Annotated in this window: 21 protein-coding genes and 1 riboswitch; of the genes, 9 read left to right on the top strand and 12 right to left on the bottom strand. The window is 58.6% G+C overall.

The features are described from left to right. Positions 1-12: 12 nt before the first annotated feature. On the top strand, positions 13-1,479 hold the full coding sequence (locus B9Z52_RS13150; RefSeq protein ID WP_108414313.1) for a M23 family metallopeptidase: 1,467 nt from the start codon (positions 13-15) through the stop codon (positions 1,477-1,479). A gap of 85 nt (positions 1,480-1,564) precedes the next feature. Beyond that, positions 1,565-2,698: an anhydro-N-acetylmuramic acid kinase gene (locus tag B9Z52_RS13145; RefSeq protein ID WP_108414312.1), complete on the top strand. Its 1,134-nt coding sequence runs from the start codon at positions 1,565-1,567 to the stop codon at positions 2,696-2,698. A 43-nt stretch (positions 2,699-2,741) separates the two neighbouring features. Here B9Z52_RS13145 and erpA read toward each other — a convergent pair whose 3' ends face one another. The 3 genes from erpA to rplM form a co-directional block, all read right to left on the bottom strand. Further along, on the bottom strand, positions 2,742-3,107 hold the full coding sequence (gene erpA / locus B9Z52_RS13140; protein WP_090137811.1) for an iron-sulfur cluster insertion protein ErpA: 366 nt from the start codon (positions 3,105-3,107) through the stop codon (positions 2,742-2,744). Positions 3,108-3,274: 167 nt separating this feature from the next. Then, a complete protein-coding gene (gene rpsI, locus B9Z52_RS13135) occupies positions 3,275-3,667 on the bottom strand; it encodes a 30S ribosomal protein S9 (protein ID WP_108324550.1) in 393 nt (130 codons plus the stop codon). An 11-nt stretch (positions 3,668-3,678) separates the two neighbouring features. Beyond that, on the bottom strand, positions 3,679-4,110 hold the full coding sequence (gene rplM, locus B9Z52_RS13130; protein ID WP_089953382.1) for a 50S ribosomal protein L13: 432 nt from the start codon (positions 4,108-4,110) through the stop codon (positions 3,679-3,681). 195 nt (positions 4,111-4,305) lie between these two features. Between rplM and B9Z52_RS13125 the strand changes: the two genes are divergently transcribed. The 6 genes from B9Z52_RS13125 (at position 4,306) to paaE (ending at position 9,313) form a co-directional block, all read left to right on the top strand. Continuing rightward, on the top strand, positions 4,306-5,196 hold the full coding sequence (locus B9Z52_RS13125) for a 23S rRNA (adenine(2030)-N(6))-methyltransferase RlmJ (RefSeq protein WP_108414311.1): 891 nt from the start codon (positions 4,306-4,308) through the stop codon (positions 5,194-5,196). 126 nt (positions 5,197-5,322) lie between these two features. Then, positions 5,323-6,363, top strand: coding sequence for a 1,2-phenylacetyl-CoA epoxidase subunit PaaA (gene paaA, locus B9Z52_RS13120; protein WP_108414310.1), 1,041 nt, complete (start codon positions 5,323-5,325; stop codon positions 6,361-6,363). Beyond that, positions 6,360-6,656 (top strand): 1,2-phenylacetyl-CoA epoxidase subunit PaaB, encoded by a 297-nt coding sequence (paaB, locus tag B9Z52_RS13115; protein WP_108414309.1) that lies wholly within the window; start codon positions 6,360-6,362, stop codon positions 6,654-6,656. Before paaA ends, paaB begins: the two co-directional genes overlap by 4 nt. A 56-nt stretch (positions 6,657-6,712) precedes the next feature. Further along, the gene (paaC, locus tag B9Z52_RS13110) at positions 6,713-7,525 is read left to right on the top strand and encodes a 1,2-phenylacetyl-CoA epoxidase subunit PaaC (protein ID WP_108414308.1); all 813 of its coding nucleotides are present in this window, start codon (positions 6,713-6,715) and stop codon (positions 7,523-7,525) included. 129 nt (positions 7,526-7,654) lie between these two features. Continuing rightward, positions 7,655-8,191 (top strand): 1,2-phenylacetyl-CoA epoxidase subunit PaaD, encoded by a 537-nt coding sequence (gene paaD, locus B9Z52_RS13105; RefSeq protein ID WP_199222104.1) that lies wholly within the window; start codon positions 7,655-7,657, stop codon positions 8,189-8,191. A 21-nt stretch (positions 8,192-8,212) separates the two neighbouring features. Beyond that, positions 8,213-9,313 carry a 1,2-phenylacetyl-CoA epoxidase subunit PaaE gene (paaE, locus tag B9Z52_RS13100; protein WP_108414307.1) on the top strand — a complete coding sequence of 367 codons (1,101 nt, stop codon included), beginning with the start codon at positions 8,213-8,215 and terminating at the stop codon, positions 9,311-9,313. A 68-nt stretch (positions 9,314-9,381) separates the two neighbouring features. Here paaE and B9Z52_RS13095 read toward each other — a convergent pair whose 3' ends face one another. From B9Z52_RS13095 to ahcY, 5 genes are all read right to left on the bottom strand, one after another. Next, a complete protein-coding gene (locus B9Z52_RS13095) occupies positions 9,382-9,984 on the bottom strand; it encodes an OmpW family protein (RefSeq protein WP_108414436.1) in 603 nt (200 codons plus the stop codon). A gap of 141 nt (positions 9,985-10,125) precedes the next feature. Beyond that, positions 10,126-10,593, bottom strand: coding sequence for a septal ring lytic transglycosylase RlpA family protein (locus B9Z52_RS13090; protein ID WP_108414306.1), 468 nt, complete (start codon positions 10,591-10,593; stop codon positions 10,126-10,128). Next, the gene (gene metF, locus B9Z52_RS13085) at positions 10,593-11,432 is read right to left on the bottom strand and encodes a methylenetetrahydrofolate reductase [NAD(P)H] (protein WP_108414435.1); all 840 of its coding nucleotides are present in this window, start codon (positions 11,430-11,432) and stop codon (positions 10,593-10,595) included. Before metF ends, B9Z52_RS13090 begins: the two co-directional genes overlap by 1 nt. Positions 11,433-11,450: 18 nt before the next feature. Then, on the bottom strand, positions 11,451-12,299 hold the full coding sequence (locus B9Z52_RS13080; protein ID WP_108414305.1) for a TlyA family RNA methyltransferase: 849 nt from the start codon (positions 12,297-12,299) through the stop codon (positions 11,451-11,453). 178 nt (positions 12,300-12,477) lie between these two features. Continuing rightward, positions 12,478-13,911 (bottom strand): adenosylhomocysteinase, encoded by a 1,434-nt coding sequence (gene ahcY / locus B9Z52_RS13075; protein WP_108414304.1) that lies wholly within the window; start codon positions 13,909-13,911, stop codon positions 12,478-12,480. 82 nt (positions 13,912-13,993) lie between these two features. Further along, positions 13,994-14,085, bottom strand: a riboswitch (S-adenosyl-L-homocysteine riboswitch). A 274-nt stretch (positions 14,086-14,359) separates the two neighbouring features. Here ahcY and B9Z52_RS13070 point away from each other — a divergent pair. After that, complete coding sequence (locus tag B9Z52_RS13070; RefSeq protein WP_108414303.1) at positions 14,360-15,988, top strand: peptide chain release factor 3; 1,629 nt, start codon at positions 14,360-14,362, stop codon at positions 15,986-15,988. A 158-nt stretch (positions 15,989-16,146) separates the two neighbouring features. Here B9Z52_RS13070 and B9Z52_RS13065 read toward each other — a convergent pair whose 3' ends face one another. The 4 genes from B9Z52_RS13065 to B9Z52_RS13050 all read right to left on the bottom strand — a co-directional run. Next, entirely contained in the window at positions 16,147-16,905 is a 759-nt protein-coding gene (locus B9Z52_RS13065) for a hypothetical protein (RefSeq protein ID WP_108414302.1), read from the bottom strand. A gap of 177 nt (positions 16,906-17,082) precedes the next feature. Beyond that, the gene (locus B9Z52_RS13060; protein ID WP_108414301.1) at positions 17,083-17,745 is read right to left on the bottom strand and encodes a hypothetical protein; all 663 of its coding nucleotides are present in this window, start codon (positions 17,743-17,745) and stop codon (positions 17,083-17,085) included. Then, a complete protein-coding gene (locus B9Z52_RS13055) occupies positions 17,742-20,114 on the bottom strand; it encodes a M23 family metallopeptidase (RefSeq protein WP_108414300.1) in 2,373 nt (790 codons plus the stop codon). Before B9Z52_RS13055 ends, B9Z52_RS13060 begins: the two co-directional genes overlap by 4 nt. 18 nt (positions 20,115-20,132) lie before the next feature. After that, positions 20,133-20,647 (bottom strand): DUF2345 domain-containing protein (locus B9Z52_RS13050; protein WP_146182856.1); only part of this gene is annotated, 515 nt, incomplete at its 5' end.

Genomic DNA, 20,647 nt, shown 5'->3' with positions numbered 1-20,647 from the left:
TTTCTGAAGTAAATGCTCTTTTTGAACGATTTCAAAGCCCGCCTGAGCGCGCTGTTGATGAAGCTGTTGTTGCAGGGCTCGCTTGCCCTGGGTCACAGCTTGTCTTTTGCACAGCGCGGCTTGATCTGGCTGGACGGCCAACATCCTCAGTTGATGCACGGCCTGCAGGTCTTGCGCACGGGTTTGCTGCGCCACCCTAAAACCATCAGCATCACATTCGCTTCGGTTTTGCTGGGCGGCGGGGGCGGTGCTTTCGCTGTGGCCAACTTGGGGCCAGACATCGCTGATCAACCCGTGGTCAGTATCACCACCACCATTAACGTGGCAGATCTGGCCGCCCAGGCGCAAGCCATTGAACAGATCGATCTGAAGTTGATTCGTACGGACCTGACGCGATCTTCCGACACGCCCGAAAGCCTGCTGCGGCGCATGGGCGTGGTGGATGCAAAAGCTGCCGCTTTCCTGCGCAACAACCTTTTGGCCAAACAAGCCTTGCTGCGCGCGGGCCGCACTGTTTCAGTGGAAGTCAACGGACAACAACAATTGCGCCAACTGACTGTGCGATGGCTGCGCAACGAAACCGATACGGCCTTCCAACGCTTGGTCGTGCGATACACCGATCGAGGTTTACAAGCGGCATTGGAGTCTGCCGAACTGAACACCAGTGTGCGCATGACCGGCGGCACCGTGGCCAGCTCTCTGTATGCTGCGGCCGATGAAGCTCGCTTGCCCGATGCCGTGATCAGCCAGCTGGCTGATATCTTCTCAAGTCAGATCGACTTCCACCGCACATTGCGGAAAGGCGCTCACTTCTCAGTGGTCTACGAAGTCCTTGAGGCCGATGGCGAGCCCGTCCGTACAGGCCGCGTTCTGAGCGCAGAATTCAACAACGAGAACAAGCTGTACCAAGCCATCTGGTTCCAAGAACCCGGTCAAAAAGGCAATTATTACGCCATGGACGGCAAGAGCCTTCGACGCGCTTACTTGGCAGCCCCAGTGGCGTTCTCACGCAACACCAGTGGCATGGGCATGCGGCTGCATCCCATCTTCCAGACACTGCAAAAACACAACGGCGTGGACTATGCCGCTCCTGTTGGCACACCTGCCATGTCGGTCGGTGACGGCGTGGTCGATTTTGCAGGCGTCCAAAATGGCTTTGGCAATGTGGTGATTGTTCGTCACAGCGCCAATCACAGCACGGTATACGCCCACTTGAGTCGCATCCATGTGAGCAAAGGCCAAGCCATACAAAAAGGCCAATCCGTTGGCGCAGTGGGAACAACCGGGTGGTCTACAGGCCCTCACCTGCACTTTGAGTTTCGCGTCAATGGCGTGCATGTCGACCCTCAAAGCGTCATCCAGCAAGCGCAAAGCACCCCCGTTTCACCCTCCGCGATGCCCCGCTTCAATGCGTCTGTCAAATATGCCCGATCGCAGCTCCAAGCCGCTGCAATGATGCGCGACAACAGCGAGTTGTGATCTTCGACGTGCCTGGAGGCGGCCGGTCCGCTTTTTTGCTGGCATCATCACGGCGTTGTTGCTTTACCTTTCTGCCACTCCCTCCATGTCTGCCTGCCTGTTCATTGGTTTGATGTCGGGCACGTCGCTCGACGGCGTCGATGGCGTACTGGCGCGCATCACCCCACAAGGCCAGATGCAGGTGCTGGCGCATGCGTTCACGCCGTTTGACGCACCGTTTCGCGAAGCCTTGCTGGCTCTGAATGTCAGCGGCCCCGACGAAATTCACCGAGGTGCTTTGTCTGCCAACGCGATTGCCCGGCACTATGCCCGGGTGGCACACGATTTGCTGGAACAGACGGGGCAAGTGGCGGCCAGCATTGACGCCATTGGCGCGCATGGCCAGACCGTACGCCACAGACCGCTGGAGTTCGATGGTGACGAGCAACACCCGGCGGTGGGCTACACGATCCAGCTGATCAATGCATCGTTGTTGGCAGAACTCACGGGCATCGATGTGGTGGCGGATTTTCGCAACCGCGATCTGGCCGCTGGCGGTCAGGGCGCGCCTTTGGTACCCGCCTTCCACCAAGGGGTGTTCGGCCAAGCGGGCGCGTGTGTGGCGACCATGAACATTGGCGGAATCTCCAACATCAGCGTCTTGCAGGCCGATGGCGGCGTAAAGGGCTGGGACTGCGGGCCAGGCAATGCCCTGATGGATTTTTGGTGCCAAACCCACACGGGCCAGCCTTTTGACAGAGATGGCGCATGGGCAGCCAGCGGGCAGGTTCATGCTGGGCTGCTGGCACGTTTGCTGAGCGAAGAATTCTTGCGCCGCACGCCGCCCAAGAGCACCGGGCGTGATTTGTTCAACCCGGTTTGGCTGGCGCAGCATTTGGGGGCGTTCGCGGGACTGGCCACCGCGGACGTGCAAGCCACCTTGACCGAGTTCACTGCGCAGGCCTGTGCCATGGATGTGAAGCGCTTTGCGGCAGAGGCGCACAGCTTGATCGTCTGTGGCGGCGGGGCTTTGAATGGGCACTTGATGCGCCGCCTGTCTGAGCTTTTGCCGGGGGTTGCGGTGGTCAGCAGCGAACAGCGCGGCTTGCCTGCGTTGCAGGTGGAAGCTGCTGCCTTTGCTTGGCTGGCGTTCAAGACGCTGCGCCGCGAAACCGCCAGCTTGCAAAGCGTCACGGGCGCCAGAGGCGCCCGTGTGCTGGGGGCGATTTATCCACGCTGACCCCGGTTGAGTCGTGGCGAGCCCTGCTCGCCAGTTTGTTGGATCAAGTCGAAAAAGACGAGCCGCAGCCGCAGGTGGATGTGGCGTTCGGATTTTTGATCACGAACTGGGCACCTTGCAGATCTTCTTTGTAGTCGATTTCAGCGCCAATCAGGTATTGGTAGCTCATCGCGTCGATCAGCAGCGAAACACCGTTTTTGCTCATGGTGGTGTCGTCTTCGTTGGTGATTTCATCGAAGGTGAAACCGTATTGAAAGCCCGAGCAGCCGCCACCTTGCACGAACACGCGCAGCTTCAGATCCGGGTTGCCTTCTTCTGCAATCAAGTCAGCCACTTTGGCGGCCGCGCTGTCGGTGAAGACAATCGGTGCGGGCATTTCGGTCTGGATGTTTTCTGCGACGGCGCTCATGGTGTTTCTCCGGAATCAATGTTGAATAGTATAGCGCCGCAGTAGGTTATTCCCGTTCACCCAAACCATTAACGCTACTGGCGTTGGGGGTATGCCTGCGGTGATTTGCCCAATGAAAAAGCCGCAACAGCGAACTGTTGCGGCTTTTGGCAAAACAAGAAAGCGGATTAACGCTTCGAGAATTGCTTGCGGCGACGAGCAGAGTGCAAGCCGACCTTTTTACGTTCGACTTCACGTGCATCGCGAGTGACGAAACCAGCTTGGCTCAGCATAGGCTTGAGCGTTGCGTCGTAGTCAATCAGGGCGCGGGTGATGCCGTGGCGCGATGCGCCGGCTTGACCGGATTCGCCACCGCCGTGCACGTTGATCATGATGTCGAAAGTTTCGGCATGGTTGGTCAACATGAGGGGTTGCTTGGCGATCATGATCGAAGTTTCGCGGCCGAAGTAGGCTTGGATGTCCTTGCCGTTGACCGTGATCTTGCCAGTGCCTTTTTTCAGAAACACGCGGGCGACGCTGGATTTGCGACGGCCTGTGCCATTGTTCCATTCACCAATCATCTCAAGGCTCCTTAGATGTCCAGCACTTTAGGCTGTTGGGCGGTGTGTGGGTGCTCAGCGCCACCATACACCTTGAGTTTCTTGATCATGGCGTAACCGAGTGGGCCCTTGGGCAGCATGCCCTTGACAGCCTTCTCGAGTGCGCGGCCAGGGTGCTTGGCTTGCATGTCGCGGAAGTTGGTTGCAGTGATACCGCCGGGATAGCCCGAGTGACGGTAATACACTTTGTCGATGGTCTTGGTGCCAGTCACTTTGAGCTGGGCAGCATTGATGATGACGATGAAGTCACCGGTATCGACGTGAGGCGTGTAAATGGCCTTGTGTTTGCCGCGCAAACGGAGAGCAACTTCGCTGGCTACTCGTCCGAGGACCTTGTCGGTCGCGTCAATCACAAACCACTCGTGCACGACCTCAGCGGGTTTTGCGCTGAAAGTTGTTGTCATGAGTTTTCTCTTTGAAGAAAGGTTTGTTGGGTCCTTTTCCACGGTCGGTGCTCCTCTGTTGGGAGCCTCTTAGGTGGGAATTTGCCAGCCTTTTAAGGTGCTGAGCGTCTTCGCCGCGGGACCACTGAATCGCTGCGAAGCCTGCCATTATACGAAAAATCAAGGACTTGCGGGGATATTGGTTACCATCGGTGCATGTTCAGTTATCGACACGCCTTCCACGCCGGCAACCATGCGGATGTGCTCAAGCACATCACCTTGCTGGCCACCATGCGCCACCTCATGCAAAAAGAGGCTGGCATCACATTGATCGACACCCATTCGGGCGCAGGCTTGTACCGCCTGGATGGCGATTATTCTCAAAAAGGCGCTGAGGCCGAAGACGGCTTGTTCAAATTGCTGGGCGCTTTGGAAAAACTCGACAGCATTCCCGAGCCGATTGAAGATTACCTGGAGCAGATCGCCAGCTTCAACGCCAATGGCGAAGCGCGCATTTACCCCGGCTCGCCCTTTTTGATGCAGCGCCTGATGCGCCACGAGTCGCGTGATCGCTTGCGCCTGTTTGAGTTGCACCCCACCGACAGCAAGTCGCTGATGTCCAACATCGCCCAACTCGATGCTGGCCGCACCATCACCGTGAGCCGCGAAGATGGTTTTGAAGCGCTCAAGAAGATCTTGCCGCCGCCGGCTTCGGCCAGTGGCTCCAAGCGGGCCATGGTGCTGATTGACCCCAGCTACGAAATCAAGTCCGATTACGTGAAAGTGGCCAACGTGATACAGGAATACCTCAAGCGTTTCTCGACAGGCACCTACTTGGTCTGGTACCCGATCATTCCGCGCCCCGAAGCGCACGAGCTGCCGCGCCGCTTGCGCACACTGGCCAATCAGGCTCAAAAGCCCTGGCTCAATGCCACGCTCGCCATTGGCCGAGGCCCCGGTGACGAGGGCGGACTGGTGGCCAGTGGCATGTTCGTGATCAACCCGCCTTTCACCTTGAAGGACCAGATCCGCAAGGCGCTGGACGTGGTGGGCCCGGCCTTGGCACGCGGCACGGGCAAGGAATGGAAAGTCGAATCCTCGTCTTGAGGCTCGCCCCGGCTCAGGGAAAGTACTGAGCACAAGGGCTTTAATTAACCGACCGATCGGTCGGTTAATTGTTATACTTCGCCTCGCGCCACGATCATTCCATCCTGTCAGGCGCAGGAGAAGCCCATGTACACGCAATCTTTCAGCGTATCCGACCAGGATGACGCGAAGTCGGCCGGCCAAACCGCCTCACTGGTGGCCGTGCCCAAACAAGCCAGCGCCAGCGAACAAGCGCTGCAAGCCCAGTTTGACGAACGCATCGACGCCGACGGCCGCGTCGAGCCGCGCGAGTGGATGCCAGACGCCTACCGCAAGACCCTCGTGCGCCAGATCAGCCAGCACGCCCACAGCGAAATCGTCGGCATGCTGCCCGAAGGCAACTGGATCAGCCGCGCCCCCAGCTTGAAGCGTAAGGCCATCCTGATCGCCAAAGTGCAAGACGAAGGCGGCCACGGTCTGTACCTCTACAGCGCCGCCGAAACCCTGGGCACCAGCCGCGACCAGATGCTGGACGCCCTGCACACCGGCAAAGCCAAATACAGCTCCATCTTCAACTACCCCACGCTCAACTGGGCCGATGTGGGCGTGGTCGGCTGGCTGGTCGATGGCGCGGCCATCATGAACCAGATCCCGCTGTGCCGCTGCTCTTATGGCCCCTATGCCCGCGCCATGGTGCGTGTGTGCAAAGAAGAAAGCTTCCACCAACGCCAGGGCTACGAAGCGCTGCTGGTCATGATGCAAGGCACGGCCGAGCAAAAAGCCATGGTGCAAGACGCCGTTAACCGCTGGTGGTGGAAGTGCCTGGCCATGTTCGGGCCGCCCGACGCCGACAGCCCCAACAGCGCGCAAGGCATGCGCTGGGGCATCAAACGCATCAGCAACGACGACCTGCGCCAGAAGTTTGTCGACGCCACCGTGCCGCAGGCCAAGGTGCTGGGCGTGACCTTGCCCGACCCTGACCTGAAGTGGAACGAAGAGCGTCAAGCCCACGACTACGGCCAGATCGACTGGGACGAGTTCTGGGCCACCGTGAATGGCAACGGCCCTTGCAACAAGGAGCGCCTGGGTGCCCGCGTCAAAGCCTGGAACGACGGTGCCTGGGTGCGCGAAGCGGCCCTGGCCCACGCCCAAAAACAACAAGCGCGTCAAATGAAGGAAGCAGCATGAGCACACCCGCACTCAAGGAATGGCCCCTCTGGGAAGTTTTCGTCCGCTCCAAGCAAGGCTTGGAGCACAAACACTGCGGTAGCCTGCACGCCTCCGACGCTCAGCACGCCCTGCAAATGGCACGCGACGTCTACACCCGCCGCCAAGAAGGCGTGAGCATCTGGGTCGTGCCCTCGGCCACCATTTCGGCGAGCGAGCCCAACGACAAAGGCGAGTTCTTCGAGCCCGCCAGCGACAAGGTGTACCGCCACCCGACCTTCTATGAAATCCCCGACGAAGTCGGTCACATGTGATTCCCGTCTGGCGTTCAGCGTTTTGCGTTGAGCGTCATGCACCAGACTCGTCCAATATGAACACGCTCAACTCTCAACACGCCACGCTCAACGCACCGGTCGATTACCTGCTGCATTTGGCAGACAACGCGCTGGTCCTCGGTCAGCGCAACGCCGAATGGTGCGGCCACGGCCCCATCCTCGAAGAAGACATCGCGCTGTCCAACAACAGCCTCGATCTGATCGGCCAGGCCCGCATGTTGTACCAGCACGCCGCTGCGCAAATCGGCAACGGCGCCACCGAAGACACGCTGGCGTATTTCCGCGACGTGCCCGATTTCCGCAACTACACCCTGTGCGAGTTGCCCCACATGCCGCTGATGGCTGGCACCTCGGCCGGTGACCGCGACTTCGCGATGACCATCGTGCGCAACTTCCTCTACAGCAGCCTGATGGTGCTGGTGTGGGACCAGTTGCAAGCCTCCCAAGACGCGCAACTGGCTGCGATCGCTGCCAAGTCGCTCAAAGAAGTGCGCTACCACCTGCGCCACTCGCGCGACTGGTTGGTGCGTCTGGGCGACGGCACCGAGGCCTCACACGCCAAGGCTCAAGCCGCACTCGACCAACTGCTGCCCTACACACAAGAGTTCTGGAGCACCAGCCCGCAAGAATCAGCCGCACGGGCCAACGGCACGGGCATCGACATGGCCGTGCTGCAAGAGGACTGGAACCGCATCGTGGACGAAGCCCTGACCGAGGCCACGCTGCAACGCCCCGCAGCAGGCGGCTTTGTGCCCACCGGCAAGCAAGGCATCCACTCAGAACACCTGGGCTTCGTGCTGGCCGAAATGCAAAGCCTGGCCCGCCAACACCCCGGCGCCACTTGGTAAACCTGCTGGGCTGCCATGACCATACCGACCCTCACAGCCAGCGCAGTAGAACAGCCACTGGATCGCCGCGCTTCGCTCGCGATGACGGAGTTTTCTTCGCTCGCGATGACGGAGGCTTCTTCGGTCCCAATGAAGGAGACTTCTTCGGTCGAGATGACAGAGATTGAACACCGCGCCTGGGCCTTGCTCGAACACCTGAGCGACCCGGAAATCCCCGTGGTCTCGCTGCGCGAGCTGGGCATCTTGCGCGACGTGCGAGAAGGTGCATCCGGTTTGGAAGTGGTCATCACCCCCACCTACAGCGGCTGCCCCGCCATGGGCCAGATCGAAGACGATGTGAAAGCCGCCTTGGCCACAGAGGGCCTGCAAGGCACCGTGGTCACGCAGCTGGCCCCGGCATGGACCACCGACTGGATGACCGAGGCTGCCAAAGACAAGCTGCGGGCGTATGGCATTGCACCACCGCACGCCTGTGTGAGTGCACCTTCCGGTTCGGCCAATGTGGTGCAGTTCGCAGCACGCAGCGCCCAAGCCGAGGTGGTCCACTGCCCGCAATGCGGCTCGGCCAACACCACCGAAACCTCCCATTTCGGCTCCACCGCCTGCAAGGCCCTGTACAGGTGCCTCGATTGCATGGAACCGTTTGACTACTTCAAACCCTACTGAAGCTTCTTGAGAAAGCCCGCCATGACCGCCTTGCGTTTTCATGACCTCACCGTCGCCCGCGTCACGCCCGAAGCCGCAGGCGCTGTGGCCGTCACGCTCCATGTGCCTGCCGATCTGCGCGAGGCTTTTGCCTTTGTGCCCGGACAGTTCCTGACCGTGCGCGCCAGCATCGACGGCGCCGACGTGCGCCGCAGTTACTCCATCAGCTCGGCCCGCAGCCAGCTGCAGCGCGGCGAACTTGAGTTGGGCATTCGCCCCGTCGAAGGTGGCGTGTTCTCTAACTGGGCGGCCACACAGCTCAAGGTGGGTGACACACTGCGCGTGATGCCACCCGATGGCCGCTTTGTGGTGCAGCGCGCCCGCGCCATCCACCGTGTGGGTTTTGCAGCAGGTTCGGGCATCACGCCCATCTTGTCGATCCTGGCCAGCACGCTGGAAGATCAGCCTGAATCCAAATTCACCTTGGTTTATGGCAACCGCCGCATGGACAGCGTGATGTTCAACGAAGCGCTGCAAGACCTGAAGGACCGCTACCCTTCGCGCCTGACGCTGATCCACATCCTGTCGCGTCAATCGCAAGAGGTGCCCTTGCTTGAAGGCCGCATCGACGCCGCCAAAGTGCAAGCCATCATCGACGCCTTCTTGCCGGTGGGCAGCATGGACGAGGTTTTCATCTGCGGCCCCGAAGCCATGATCGAAGAAACCGAGAAAACCTTGCTGGATGCGGGCGTCAAGGCCGAGCGCATCCGCACCGAACGCTTCACATCGCCCACCCTGGAGGCCTTGAGCCCCGAGCAGAAAGCGAAGGCTGTGCTGGGCCACAAAGCTACGCGCGATGGCGGCGAAGTGCAGCTCACGGTGGTGCTGGACGGCAAGCCCTACGACATGCCGATGAACAAGAACGAGAAGATCCTCGACATCGCGCTGGCACTGGGCTTGGACTTGCCCTATTCGTGCAAAGGCGGCGTGTGCTGCACCTGCCGTTGCAAGGTGATGGAAGGCTCAACGGAGATGGAGAAAAACTTCACCCTCGAAAAGCCCGAAGTCGACCAGGGCTTCGTGCTGTCATGCCAGGCCCGCCCGACCAGCGACCGTGTGGTGGTGAGCTTCGACGAACGCTGATCTGCGTTCGTCACATGCCATCAAAAACGCCCTGCAATGCAGGGCGTTTTACTTGAGAGTGAAGCTGATCAGAAACGGTAGCCAAAGCCCACGCCGACCAGCACTGGATCAAGCTTAAGCGCGCCCAAGTTGAGGCCTGCGGCATAAACATCCGTCTTGAGGTAGACCTTTTTCACATCAAAGTTGATGGACCAATTCTTGTCCAATGGAATATCCACACCCGCTTGCAATGCGCCACCCCAACTGTGACCGTCCAAGGTGGTCGCACCACTGAGCAGGTTGACTTTGCTGATGTCGGTGTAATTGATACCCGCCCCGACATAAGGCTTGTAAGCACTCAAACCCGTGAAGTGGTATTGCAACAAAAGCGTGGGCGGTAAATGTTTGAAAGTGCCGATGTCAGAGCCCAAGACCGATGAATGCACGGTCTGCTTTTGTGGCACGGTCAGAATCAATTCGGCCGCGATGTTCGGCGTGAAAAAATAGCTCACATCCACTTCAGGGATCGTTTTGTTGTCCACACTCAAGCCCAAGCCCGTGCTGTCGTGGTTGGCCATGTCCAAGTGCACAGCGCGTGCACGCACCATCCAAGGGCCTTCGGCTTGTTGTGCTTGAACAGCGCTCACGCCACAAGCGGCCAGAGCGGCGATAACGATCAATTGTTTTTTCATGGTTTTTCCTTTGACTAAGAAGCTTTCCGCCTCAGAGTCATTGGGCGCCTGCGCATCACGGCACGCATTGCGTTGCATCAAACCTGAAATGCCATGACAAGGATGTCTGGCCTTGCTTTGCGTCAGATCAAGCCTTGGCCGTTAAGGCATTTGGGTGTGCAGTAACTCATTGCGGTGCAACGCGACTTGTGCTCGACCCGCACGGCGCATGCCCAAATGCTCCGCTGCCGCTTCACTCAAATCGATGATGAAATTTTTGGCAAACGGGCCCCGATCATTGATGCGCACCAGCACCTCACGGCCATTGTGAAGGTTCACCACCCTGACCATGGACCCGAGTGGCAAGGTCAGGTGTGCCGCAGTCAGGCCATGCCGGTCAAACGACTCCCCGCTGGCAGTTCGCCGCCCTTGCCAGCGTTTGCCGCCATACCAAGTGGCCAGTCCTTGTTGCAACAGCGATTCCGGCCGATCCGACAACGGCACCGAAGGGCCTGTGGTGTCAAACCGCGACGACTCGATCATCGACGCGGGGAGCACCACGTCGTTTGGCTGCGCAACCGCAGCAACGGCCATGCCACACCACAAGGCACAAGCCAAAAACCAGCGCATCACCGGCCGTTCAAGCCTGACAGCACACCCAGCGTGGCAGCGCTCTGGTTCATGGTGTAGAAATGCAACGCAGGCACGCCGCCGTTGATGAGTTGCTCGCACAGGTCACTCACCACGTCCACGCCAAAGGCCTTGATGGACTCCACATCATCGCCAAAGCCTTGCAAACGCAATCTGATCCAGCGTGGGATCTCGGCACCACAAGCGTCGGAAAAGCGCAGCAGTTGCGATGAACTGGTGATCGGCATGATGCCGGGCACCACGGGCACGTCCACACCGAGTTTGTAGGCATCGTCTACAAAGCGGAAGTAGGCGTCGCTGTTGTAAAAATATTGGGTGATGGCCGAGTTGGCACCGGCTTTGACCTTGGTGGCAAAGGCCTGCAAGTCAGACTCGGGCGACTTGGCCTGGGGGTGGATTTCGGGGTAGGCCGCCACTTCGATGTGGAAATCGTCACCCGTCTCGGCCCGGATAAAGGCCACCAGATCGCTGGCGTAGTGGAACTCGCCACCTGCGCCATAGCCGCTGGGCAAGTCGCCGCGCAAAGCCACCAGGCGCTTGACGCCCATGGCCTTGAGGGTGGCCAGCTCTTCGCGCACAGATGCCTTGGTCGCGCCAATGCACGAAAAGTGCGAAGCGGCGGCAACGCCCTCGCTCAGGATGGCGCTCACGGTGGAAAAAGTGCCCTCTTGCGTCGAGCCGCCTGCGCCATAAGTGACCGAGCAAAACTCGGGTTTCAGGGCGTACAGTTTCTCGCGCACACCGCGCAATTTTTCTGCGCCTTCGGGCGTTTTGGGTGGAAAAAATTCCAGGCTGATGGGCAGCTTCAAACCAGACATCACGTCACCTTCCAAAATTCAATAGTCGTTGGCCTTGGCATAGGCCTTGGCGGCCAGATCGGCCTCGTGCGCCACACGCGTGGCCTCGCGAGCGGGCAAAACGGCCGCCGGGTCGGGCCAGCAGGCCTGCACAAAAAACTCGTGGTTGCCGTCGCCGCCCGCAATCGGGCTGTCCAGCCATGCGGTGACTTTCATGCCCAACTCGGTCAAAGCCGTGCGCACACGGTTCTCAATGAAGGGGAAATGCGTGTCGTCTTTCACGATGCCGCCCTTGCCCACCTGACCGGGTTGCAATTCAAACTGGGGTTTCACCAGCATCAGCAACTGGCCTGTGGGCTTGAGCAAATGCACCACGCCCGGCAGCACCAAGGTCAGCGAGATGAACGACACATCGCCCACCATCAAGTCAAAGCCTTCCAACGCATCCGGGATGCGTTCGTCACCGGGCTCCAGCTCGCGGGCATTCACGCCTTCGATGCAGATCACCCGTTCATCCTGGCTGATGCGCGGGTGCACCTGGGCGTGGCCCACATCCACACCCACCACCTCGGCCGCGCCGTGCTGCAGCAAGCAGTCGGTGAAGCCACCTGTGCTTTGGCCCACGTCCAGGCAACGCAAACCATCGACCTTGACGCCCGTGGCCTTCAATGCGCCTTCGAGCTTGAGACCGCCACGCGAGACATAACGCGACTCGGCATCGTCCAGCAACTCCAGGGCAGCGCTCTCGGGCACCTCGTCGCGGTTTTTGACGACGGTGCGCCAATGGCCGTCGGGCTGCTGCCACTTCACGCCTCCAGCAATGAGTCGCTGGGCTTGTGAGCGAGAAGCGGCCAGGCCACGTTCAACGAGAAGTTGGTCAATGCGCATGCGGTGGGATTCAGTCAAACAATGGGGGGAGGGATGTACGCGCGATGGTGCAGGATCAAGCATGTCGGGGCTAAAGCCACCGACCTGCGGAGCAGGCATCTGTAGGTCGGCGGCTTCAGCCCCGACAGGGTGTCACAACAACACCATGCAGGGCTGACCGCCAACCCACTCTTGCGCATCAATAGCGGTAAGTGTCGGCCTTGTAAGGACCATTCTTGGACACGCCGATGTATGACGCTTGCTCGTCGCTCAGCTCGGTCAGCATCGCGCCAACTTTCTTCAGGTGCAAACGGGCCACTTTTTCGTCGAGGTGCTTGGGCAGCACATAGACCTTGCCCGACTCGTATTGGTCTTGCTTGGTGAACAGCTCGATCTGGGCAATCGTCTGGTTGGCAAACGAAGACGACATCACAAAGCTGGGGTGGCCGGTGGCGCAGCCCAGGTTCACCAAGCGGCCTTTGGCCAACAAGGTGATCTTCTTGCCATCAGGGAAGATGACGTGGTCGACCTGGGGCTTGATCTCGTCCCACTGGCACTTGTCCAGCGAAGCGACGTCGATTTCGTTGTCGAAGTGACCGATGTTGCAAACGATGGCTTCGTCTTTCATGGCGGCCATGTGTTCGTAGCGGATCACGTTCTTGTTGCCGGTGGCCGACACAAAGATGTCGCACTTGTCGGCGGCGTATTCCATGGTCACAACCTTGAAGCCTTCCATCGCGGCTTGCAGGGCGTTGATCGGGTCGATCTCGGTCACCCACACTTGGGCGCTCAGGGCGCGCAGGGCTTGGGCCGAACCCTTGCCCACGTCACCGTAACCGGCAACCACGGCCACTTTGCCAGCGATCATCACGTCGGTCGCGCGCTTGATCGAGTCCACCAGCGATTCGCGGCAGCCGTACAGGTTGTCGAACTTGCTCTTGGTCACCGAGTCGTTCACGTTGATGGCTCGGAACATCAAGCTGCCTTTGGCGGCCATTTCGTTCAGGCGCAGCACGCCGGTGGTGGTCTCTTCGGTCACGCCAATGATCTGCGCGCCCTTGCGGCTGTACCAAGTGGGGTCCACAGCCAGCTTGGCCTTGATGGCGTTGAACAGGCAGGTCTCTTCTTCGCTGGTGGGGTTGGCGATCAAAGATGCGTCGGTTTCAGCGCGCTTGCCCAGGTGCATCAGCAAGGTGGCGTCGCCGCCGTCGTCCAAGATCATGTTGGGGCCTTCGCCGGGTGTGCCTGCCGCGCCGAAGTCAAAAATGCGGTGGGTGTAGTCCCAGTAGTCGGCCAAGGTTTCGCCCTTGATGGCGAACACAGGAGTGCCCTTGGCGGCGATGGCCGCAGCGGCGTGGTCTTGGGTCGAGAAGATGTTGCAAGAAGCCCAGCGCACGTCAGCGCCCAAGGCTTGCAAGGTCTCGATCAGCACGGCCGTCTGGATGGTCATGTGCAGCGAGCCGGTGATGCGCGCGCCCTTCAAGGGCTGCGCTGCGTTGAACTCTTCGCGGATGGCCATCAGACCGGGCATTTCGGTCTCGGCGATTTTGATTTCTTTGCGGCCCCAATCGGCCAGGCCGATGTCGGCGATCACGCAGTCAGCGTTGACGGTGGAAGGCATACGTGCATTCATGAGAAAAGCTCCAAAGCAATGTGAATAAGCCACACGCGTGGATGAAAGCACTGAATGGAAGGTACAGGCTCACCGCACGTCGAGTGGATGAGCGTCGTTGCTGTTTGAAGGTTCCGAGCCTCACGCCTGCTGCCAGCTTCGGGGCTGGTGGGCGCTGCAACGCTCCTCGGAATACCCAATATTCTAACCCATCCCCCGCACCACGCGCTTTGGCCATCGCCCACAGGGTGCGCTCCTACAGGGCATGCGTCTTTGTAGGAGCCCAACCCTTTGGGCGATGTTTGATGGACCACCACACGCCCCATCGCCCACGGGGTGGGCTCCTACAAAAAACCTGAGGAGGCCACCCCGTGGGCGATGGGGCGGGCCCGGTAAAATCATGGCATCGCGGCCACGCTTGGCCGCCCGCCTGGCGCCCCTGCGGCGCTTTCCCCGATCAGGACCCCTTGTGACCTACGCCAACGAGACCCGGCGCCGCCGGACTTTTGCCATCATTTCCCACCCCGACGCGGGTAAAACCACGCTGACCGAAAAGCTCTTGCTGTTCTCGGGCGCGATCCAGATCGCCGGCTCGGTCAAGGCCCGCAAGGCCTCGCGCCACGCCACCAGCGACTGGATGGAAATTGAAAAGCAGCGCGGCATCTCGGTGGCTTCGTCGGTCATGCAAATGCTCTACCGCGAGCACGTCATCAACCTGCTGGACACCCCCGGCCACAAAGACTTCTCGGAAGATACCTACCGCGTACTGACGGCCGTGGACTCGGCCCTGATGGTGATTGACGCGGCCAACGGTGTGGAAGCCCAGACCCGCCGTCTGATTGAAGTCTGCCGACAGCGCGACACGCCCATCATCACCTTTGTGAACAAGATGGACCGCGAAGTGCGCGACCCGCTGGACATCTTGGACGAAGTCGAACGCGAACTGGGCATGCCTTGTGTGCCCATGACCTGGCCTGTCGGTCAAGGCAAATCGTTTGGCGGCATCATCAACCTGCGCACGAAGGCCATGACGGTGTTCGACTCCGGCAGCGAGCGCCTGCCGCAAGACTTCGAAACCATCCCCCTGACCGAGCAAGCCCAACTGGCCGAGCGCTTTGGCCTGGAATGGCAAACCGCCATGGACAGCATGGAGCTGGCCACCGGCGCATCGCCCGCATTTGACGAAGCAGCTTTTTTGGCGGGCAAACAAACCCCGGTGTTCTTCGGCTCCGGTGTGAACAACTTCGGCGTCATGGAAGTGCTCGACGCCTTGGTCGATCTGGCCCCCGCGCCCAAGCCCCGCACCAGCAACCTGATCGTCAACAAACAGCCCGTGGTCAAAGAAATCCAGCCCGAAGACAGCGCGTTCTCGGGCGTGGTGTTCAAGGTGCAGGCCAATATGGACGCCAACCACCGCGACCGCATTGCGTTCGTGCGCATGGCGTCTGGCAAATACACCCCCGGCATGAAACTCAAGGTGCAGCGCACCGCCAAAGAACTGCGCCCCACCAGCGTGGTCACCTTCCTATCGCAACGGCGCGAAGCGGTCGACGAAGCTTATGCAGGCGACATCATCGGCTTCACCACCCACGGCGGCGTGCAGTTGGGCGACACCATCACCGACGGCGCCAACCTGCAATTCACCGGCCTGCCGTTTTTTGCGCCCGAACTCTTCATGACCGTGATCCTGAAGAACCCGCTGCGCACCAAGCAGCTGCAAACCGGCCTCGACCAATTGGGCGAAGAAGGTGCGATCCAGGTCTTCAAACCCGAAATCGGCGGCCCCATGCTGCTGGGCGCTGTAGGTCAGCTGCAGTTTGAAGTGGTGCAGCACCGCCTCAAAGCCGAATACGACTGCGACGTGCGATTGGAAGGCTGCCAGTACACCGGCGCCCGCTGGATCACCGCCGACACCCCTGCCGAGCTGCGCGAGTTCACCAACGCCTACCCGCAGCGCATGTCGCTGGATGCGGCAGGCACGCTGGCCTATTTGTGCACCAGTCCGTACGACGTGCGTCTGGCGCAAGAGCGCTTTCCCAAAATCCATTTTCACCCGTTGCGCGAGCACGCGGGCTTGGCCTTGGGTTCGGCCAACTGAGTATGCAGATCACAGGGCTTGCGCCCTGCCTGCAATTTGCGATGCGTTAGAACAGTGTCAGACCTTCACGCCAAGCGCAAGTCGTGCATGCTGGTGAACACGCGAGCAGCATGCCGCAGGTGATGGCTACGCTGTCCACCAGCACGCCGTCGCAGAACTCAGTACCCCCGTGGAATCACAAATGTGCGTTCGTTTTTCGGATCAGCCCAAGGCCCACGAAAGCTGCTGCGGCTGTTGCCTTGGTCGGTGGCCACTTCGATGCACAGGCGCTGCTCGGGGCCACATTTGTCCAGTCGGATGCGCCCGCCCTTTTTCTCCAGAAAGGCCACACTCGCTTGCATGCGGGCCATCTCCTCAGAAAACGCCTGTCGCTGAGCGGCCAGCTCGGCCTGTTGGCGCTGCACCTCGGCTTGTTGCGCCTTGATTTGCTGCACGCCCACCACCGCCACCACCACGGTGGCAGCAACACCCAACGCGCTCAGGGCCGTCCACTGCCAAGCATGGCGGTCGCCAACGCGGCGGATGCGAGACTCCATCTCTTGTGCCATCTGCGCCAGGGTGCCAAAGCGCTCCACCATGGGCGCAGTGGTCCCGTTCCAAATGCGATTGGCAACGTCTTGCGTGAGGCCCAGGGCGCGGTCCATGGCCTCTCGGATGGACTGGTCAGCCGCTTGCGTTATGGCCGGAATGGCATCTGCCGTGGAGCGGCGCAAGGTCTCGGACACCTCGGCAGAATTGACCGAGGCCTTGGCCAAAACCTGGCGCTCTTTGGCCAGCGCCTCGCGCTCGGCGCTCAGGCATGCGATGGCGTCTTGCACCGCCAGTTGGTTGTCTTCGGCCAACTCAAACAACTTGCGCAGTTGCTTGTCGTGTTCGGCGTAGTTGAAGGCTGAGGGGTGTGTGGTGGTAGTGGTCATAGGGTGGGTTTAAGGATGTGGGTTACGTTGAATGCCTTCGGGGCACAGCACCTCGGTGATGGGCTGGACTTCAAAGCGCACCTCAATGCTCCACTAACCGCTCAGGCGTTGGGCATTGGGCGTAGGACAGTGCTTTGATTTTTTAGCTTGTAGGCATCAAAAAAATGGAATCTCCATTCACTTCGCATCCCGCTTGCTAGGTTTTACATCAGGTAAAAACTCAATGCTTTGAATGATCTTGAGCGCGATAGGTGTCAAGTCGCCGCGTTTACCATCGTTCAGATAGGCAACATCACCACGTCCACAAAGAACCTTGGATGACTCGAATAAACAAAAAACTAAACTTCGCTTGCGAAAGCTCTCGTCACCCGTCAGATCTTCAAATGTTTCGACCCAGCCATGCGAATTAACAGCGCGAATGTCATAGATATTTGTAGTGGCAATTATTCGATCAGCCAGATTTCTTTCATACACATTCGCACTTGCCTTCAACTCCTTGCGCATGGATTCTGGATTTTTAATCCAACGTTGCGACTTTGCATCCAAGATGCCCCAAGTTTGAGGTCGATCAAGTTCTTCTGCTGGCTTGCAAGAGATACCGAAGCCCAGTGCATCAAGTTTGCTGGCCCATGCCTTTGGAAGGGGGTTGACAGCCATACCCCCCAATCCAGTTGCCGCGTCAGCACCAAGACCTCCATCTTTACTTATGGGAAGCTCTACTGAGATTCGACAGCCAACGCCATAGTCAGCTTGTACTTTATGTGTTGGAGTATTGTCTTTAGCAAAAGCTAAATTGCAAAAAAACACCTCAATACACAACAAAATAATGAGATTCTTCATGACTTCACCTCTTGTTTACGTCGCTCATACCCCTCAGGAAATAGCAGTGATCGATTCCCTTGTGCATCTGAAAAATAAGTTTCAGTAAGCATCGCCAGCAATACCCCGTAGGCTGAACAACGAGAGTCAAAACCATTGATACCGCTGTAGTTCGTGTTACTGACCACTCCAGGCAAATTCACGCTGGCCGACACCTTCCAGAAAGACAGGCTTCTGTAGTACACCTTGGCGCCCGTACTAACCCCACTTACATTGACCGTGTTTACGCTTACGCGCTCAATCGTGTGGGCTTCATCAGCGTATTGCACCAGCTTGCTGGCTAAGGCGTAGTACCCTGCACTGTCTGTAGGTGCTTGGCGCGCATCTCCTGTGTTTTCGCGTGGAGTCCCTATTGCTGCGCTGACATCCTCTCGCCAATCCTTAATGTCTGATGTCCAGCCGATGAAGTTGTTGTCTGCAAGCGCCGTAAGGCTACGGGCTGATGAAGATTTTTTGGCCTCTACTTGGGTAGCATCTTTCAGCGCTTTTTCCAAAGCAGCTGGTGTTTTTCGACCGCGCCAACGCCAGTAATTGAAATAGTTTTCGGCATGCGTCAGTTGCAACATGCCACGGCCGTGCCATGGTGTGTACCAATATCCTGAGCCACCGGCTTCTTGCAAGCCCGACAGCCATCCTGTTTCCTGCAATGCATTACCCAGCAATGACACCATGCGCAAGGGTTTGCTGCTGATGCCATATTTGCGCATCATCCGGTTAAGTGGGATGTAGTGATTTTTAATGATGTCGTAGGCCCTCCCTGCCGTCCCTTTTTTGCCTGCCTCAGGCGAAGCGACTTCCTCCCAAAACACTCCCGTGTGCTTATTGCCTTGCGCATCTTTCCACGCCCCTGTGCGCAGCGCATGACTTGGAATGCACTGCACCAACTCCTGTTTACTCAACCACCCGCACTTGCGCATCTGCTCAATGAACGACACCGGATGGACATGCCACTGCGCATCTTTGTAGACCTGCGGCAAGTCCGTGCGCGTCAGTGCCTGAATGTGCGCCTTGAGCTTCTTCCAGTTCTCATCATTGCTTTTGAAATCGTCCTCTTCTTTGATGTGCCCATAGCGTTCCTCGAACGTGCCTTGCTCAAATTCACTCGGAAACTTGCAAATGAGTTTCCGCATCTTGGCAGCCATATTTTTTTGCGCAGTTTGCTTGGCCAGCAGCTGGCGACCATCGCCGGTTTTTTTCAACGCTTTTTCTCGCTGCCCCATGTCTGCAATGCTGCGGGCCAGCAACGTCCTGAGCTTGGGACTGTCACAACGCTGGTCGTTCACGCTGTCATCGTCCGCAATGCACTGCCAACCCAAGAACACCGGGAAATCAGCTTCACTGAACTTGAATGAGCCCACTACATTCAAGTTGACATACTTTTCACCCGAGGGTGTTGCCACCTTACGCCAATGCTCAACACTAGAGGGCAACGGATCAGGCCCTAAATTCCGGCCAAAGCGCAACAACTCATACCAACCACTAGGGCTGCTTTGCGTTTGTTGCTCCGGCGTCAACAGCCCGTGTCTCTTGAGTGCATCTTTGTAGAGCTGGTATTCGCCATCAGGCTCCACCACGACCGCACCGATGGGCTCACCATTGATGGTGTAGCTGCCAATCGTGGCATTGCCCGCATAGTCGATCTTGAGCCACATGGGTGCGCCTAACGTACCTGCGCTTATCGTATTCATGTGTGTACCGGGCTCTTTGTCCAAAACAGGCGTGGTGGCAGGCAAAAACACACAAGTGCTACCAAAGACGGCATCGACACGGCCATCGGCACTGGGCGTTACACCATCCTCGGGGTGTTTATCTCGTGCGTGCCCTAACAGTTTGGAGAGGTTGGCTTCGTTCATGCAGATTTCAAAATGCATGTGATTTCGTTGACCGTAAATTTGCCCCGCCTCACCCAGCCTGTCTTTGCGATAAACAGGTTTGTCTTTGCCGACCGCTTTATCCACACTTTTGAGATGCATGTACACACTGTAATAAGTCAACTCAACAGGCGTGGCACCATTGGCACCGATCTCAGTGGTGTGCTCCACGATGACCATGCCTTTGTCGGTCCACAGGGTTTCTTGAGGATTGGCCGAGCCATAGTTTTGAGGATGCAACGGCTCAGTGCTGGGCGCACTGTCAGGCGCGTTGACAAAAATCACTTTGCCATCGGCAATGGCACGAACGGGGCTTTGGTCTGAGGGTGCAATCAGATGGATCCCGTTGTGCCACTCAAGATGCGAGGAAATAGGGTAATTACCTCCAAAGGCATACCGAACCAAATCGTCATCGGTATCGACTGGAGCGTCTGCAAGAAAAGGAAGGCTGATGATCATCGCTGTTCTTTCTAAAAATCAGTTAGAAAAGCCGCGTACTGCTTGAGGCGATGCTGTGGGCAATCTAGGCATCACCACCGCCAAGCTTTTGCCTTGAGGCATCTTGTGACTGACGGCATTACTCGTCCACGCCCCGGTGGTGCCGTCTTCAATGCCCGAAGCCTTGAACACTGTGTAGCTCCCCCCGCCATTGATCACGATCTCTTCTTTGGCGGTGAAGGTGATCCGGTTGGCCGTTTGCGTGATCTTCACTTTGGCCAAGAAGCGGATGGATTTGTCCAGCGCTTGCATGTCCACGTTGGCCACTGCGCTCACAATTTTTAAGCCAGCCTTGTACGCAAATAGGCGCAGTGCTTTTTCTGCGCTGACCAGCAAGCTCTTGCCCGCGCTCACACTGGTGTGCCCGCCGCTGGTGATGGCGTGGTGCTGGCCGCTGTGCTGGTGCGTGCTTTGCGGTGTGGTGCTCTCGATGCCCGCTGGGCTGGTCAGGACCAAATGCGGTTCACTCAGTTCCGGGAATTTCCCTTCTGTTT

It is taken from the genome of Limnohabitans sp. Jir72, from assembly GCF_003063575.1.
GTDB lineage: Bacteria > Pseudomonadota > Gammaproteobacteria > Burkholderiales > Burkholderiaceae_C > Limnohabitans_A.
This window is presented reverse-complemented; position numbering and strand designations above follow the sequence as displayed.

What these genes read in the sequence shown, in the direction of transcription:
- paaA (WP_108414310.1), top strand. Translation starts at nt 5,323, where the DNA reads ATGTACACGCAATCTTTCAGCGTATCCGACCAGGATGACGCGAAGTCG.
- B9Z52_RS13065 (WP_108414302.1), bottom strand. Translation starts at nt 16,905, where the DNA reads ATGACCACTACCACCACACACCCCTCAGCCTTCAACTACGCCGAACAC.
- B9Z52_RS13125 (WP_108414311.1), top strand. Translation starts at nt 4,306, where the DNA reads ATGTTCAGTTATCGACACGCCTTCCACGCCGGCAACCATGCGGATGTG.
- paaD (WP_199222104.1), top strand. Translation starts at nt 7,655, where the DNA reads ATGAAGGAGACTTCTTCGGTCGAGATGACAGAGATTGAACACCGCGCC.
- erpA (WP_090137811.1), bottom strand. Translation starts at nt 3,107, where the DNA reads ATGAGCGCCGTCGCAGAAAACATCCAGACCGAAATGCCCGCACCGATT.
- rpsI (WP_108324550.1), bottom strand. Translation starts at nt 3,667, where the DNA reads ATGATTGGTGAATGGAACAATGGCACAGGCCGTCGCAAATCCAGCGTC.
- paaC (WP_108414308.1), top strand. Translation starts at nt 6,713, where the DNA reads ATGAACACGCTCAACTCTCAACACGCCACGCTCAACGCACCGGTCGAT.
- B9Z52_RS13145 (WP_108414312.1), top strand. Translation starts at nt 1,565, where the DNA reads ATGTCTGCCTGCCTGTTCATTGGTTTGATGTCGGGCACGTCGCTCGAC.
- rplM (WP_089953382.1), bottom strand. Translation starts at nt 4,110, where the DNA reads ATGACAACAACTTTCAGCGCAAAACCCGCTGAGGTCGTGCACGAGTGG.
- B9Z52_RS13060 (WP_108414301.1), bottom strand. Translation starts at nt 17,745, where the DNA reads ATGAAGAATCTCATTATTTTGTTGTGTATTGAGGTGTTTTTTTGCAAT.
- paaE (WP_108414307.1), top strand. Translation starts at nt 8,213, where the DNA reads ATGACCGCCTTGCGTTTTCATGACCTCACCGTCGCCCGCGTCACGCCC.
- B9Z52_RS13090 (WP_108414306.1), bottom strand. Translation starts at nt 10,593, where the DNA reads ATGCGCTGGTTTTTGGCTTGTGCCTTGTGGTGTGGCATGGCCGTTGCT.
- metF (WP_108414435.1), bottom strand. Translation starts at nt 11,432, where the DNA reads ATGTCTGGTTTGAAGCTGCCCATCAGCCTGGAATTTTTTCCACCCAAA.
- B9Z52_RS13095 (WP_108414436.1), bottom strand. Translation starts at nt 9,984, where the DNA reads ATGAAAAAACAATTGATCGTTATCGCCGCTCTGGCCGCTTGTGGCGTG.
- B9Z52_RS13080 (WP_108414305.1), bottom strand. Translation starts at nt 12,299, where the DNA reads ATGCGCATTGACCAACTTCTCGTTGAACGTGGCCTGGCCGCTTCTCGC.
- ahcY (WP_108414304.1), bottom strand. Translation starts at nt 13,911, where the DNA reads ATGAATGCACGTATGCCTTCCACCGTCAACGCTGACTGCGTGATCGCC.
- paaB (WP_108414309.1), top strand. Translation starts at nt 6,360, where the DNA reads ATGAGCACACCCGCACTCAAGGAATGGCCCCTCTGGGAAGTTTTCGTC.
- B9Z52_RS13150 (WP_108414313.1), top strand. Translation starts at nt 13, where the DNA reads ATGCTCTTTTTGAACGATTTCAAAGCCCGCCTGAGCGCGCTGTTGATG.
- B9Z52_RS13055 (WP_108414300.1), bottom strand. Translation starts at nt 20,114, where the DNA reads ATGATCATCAGCCTTCCTTTTCTTGCAGACGCTCCAGTCGATACCGAT.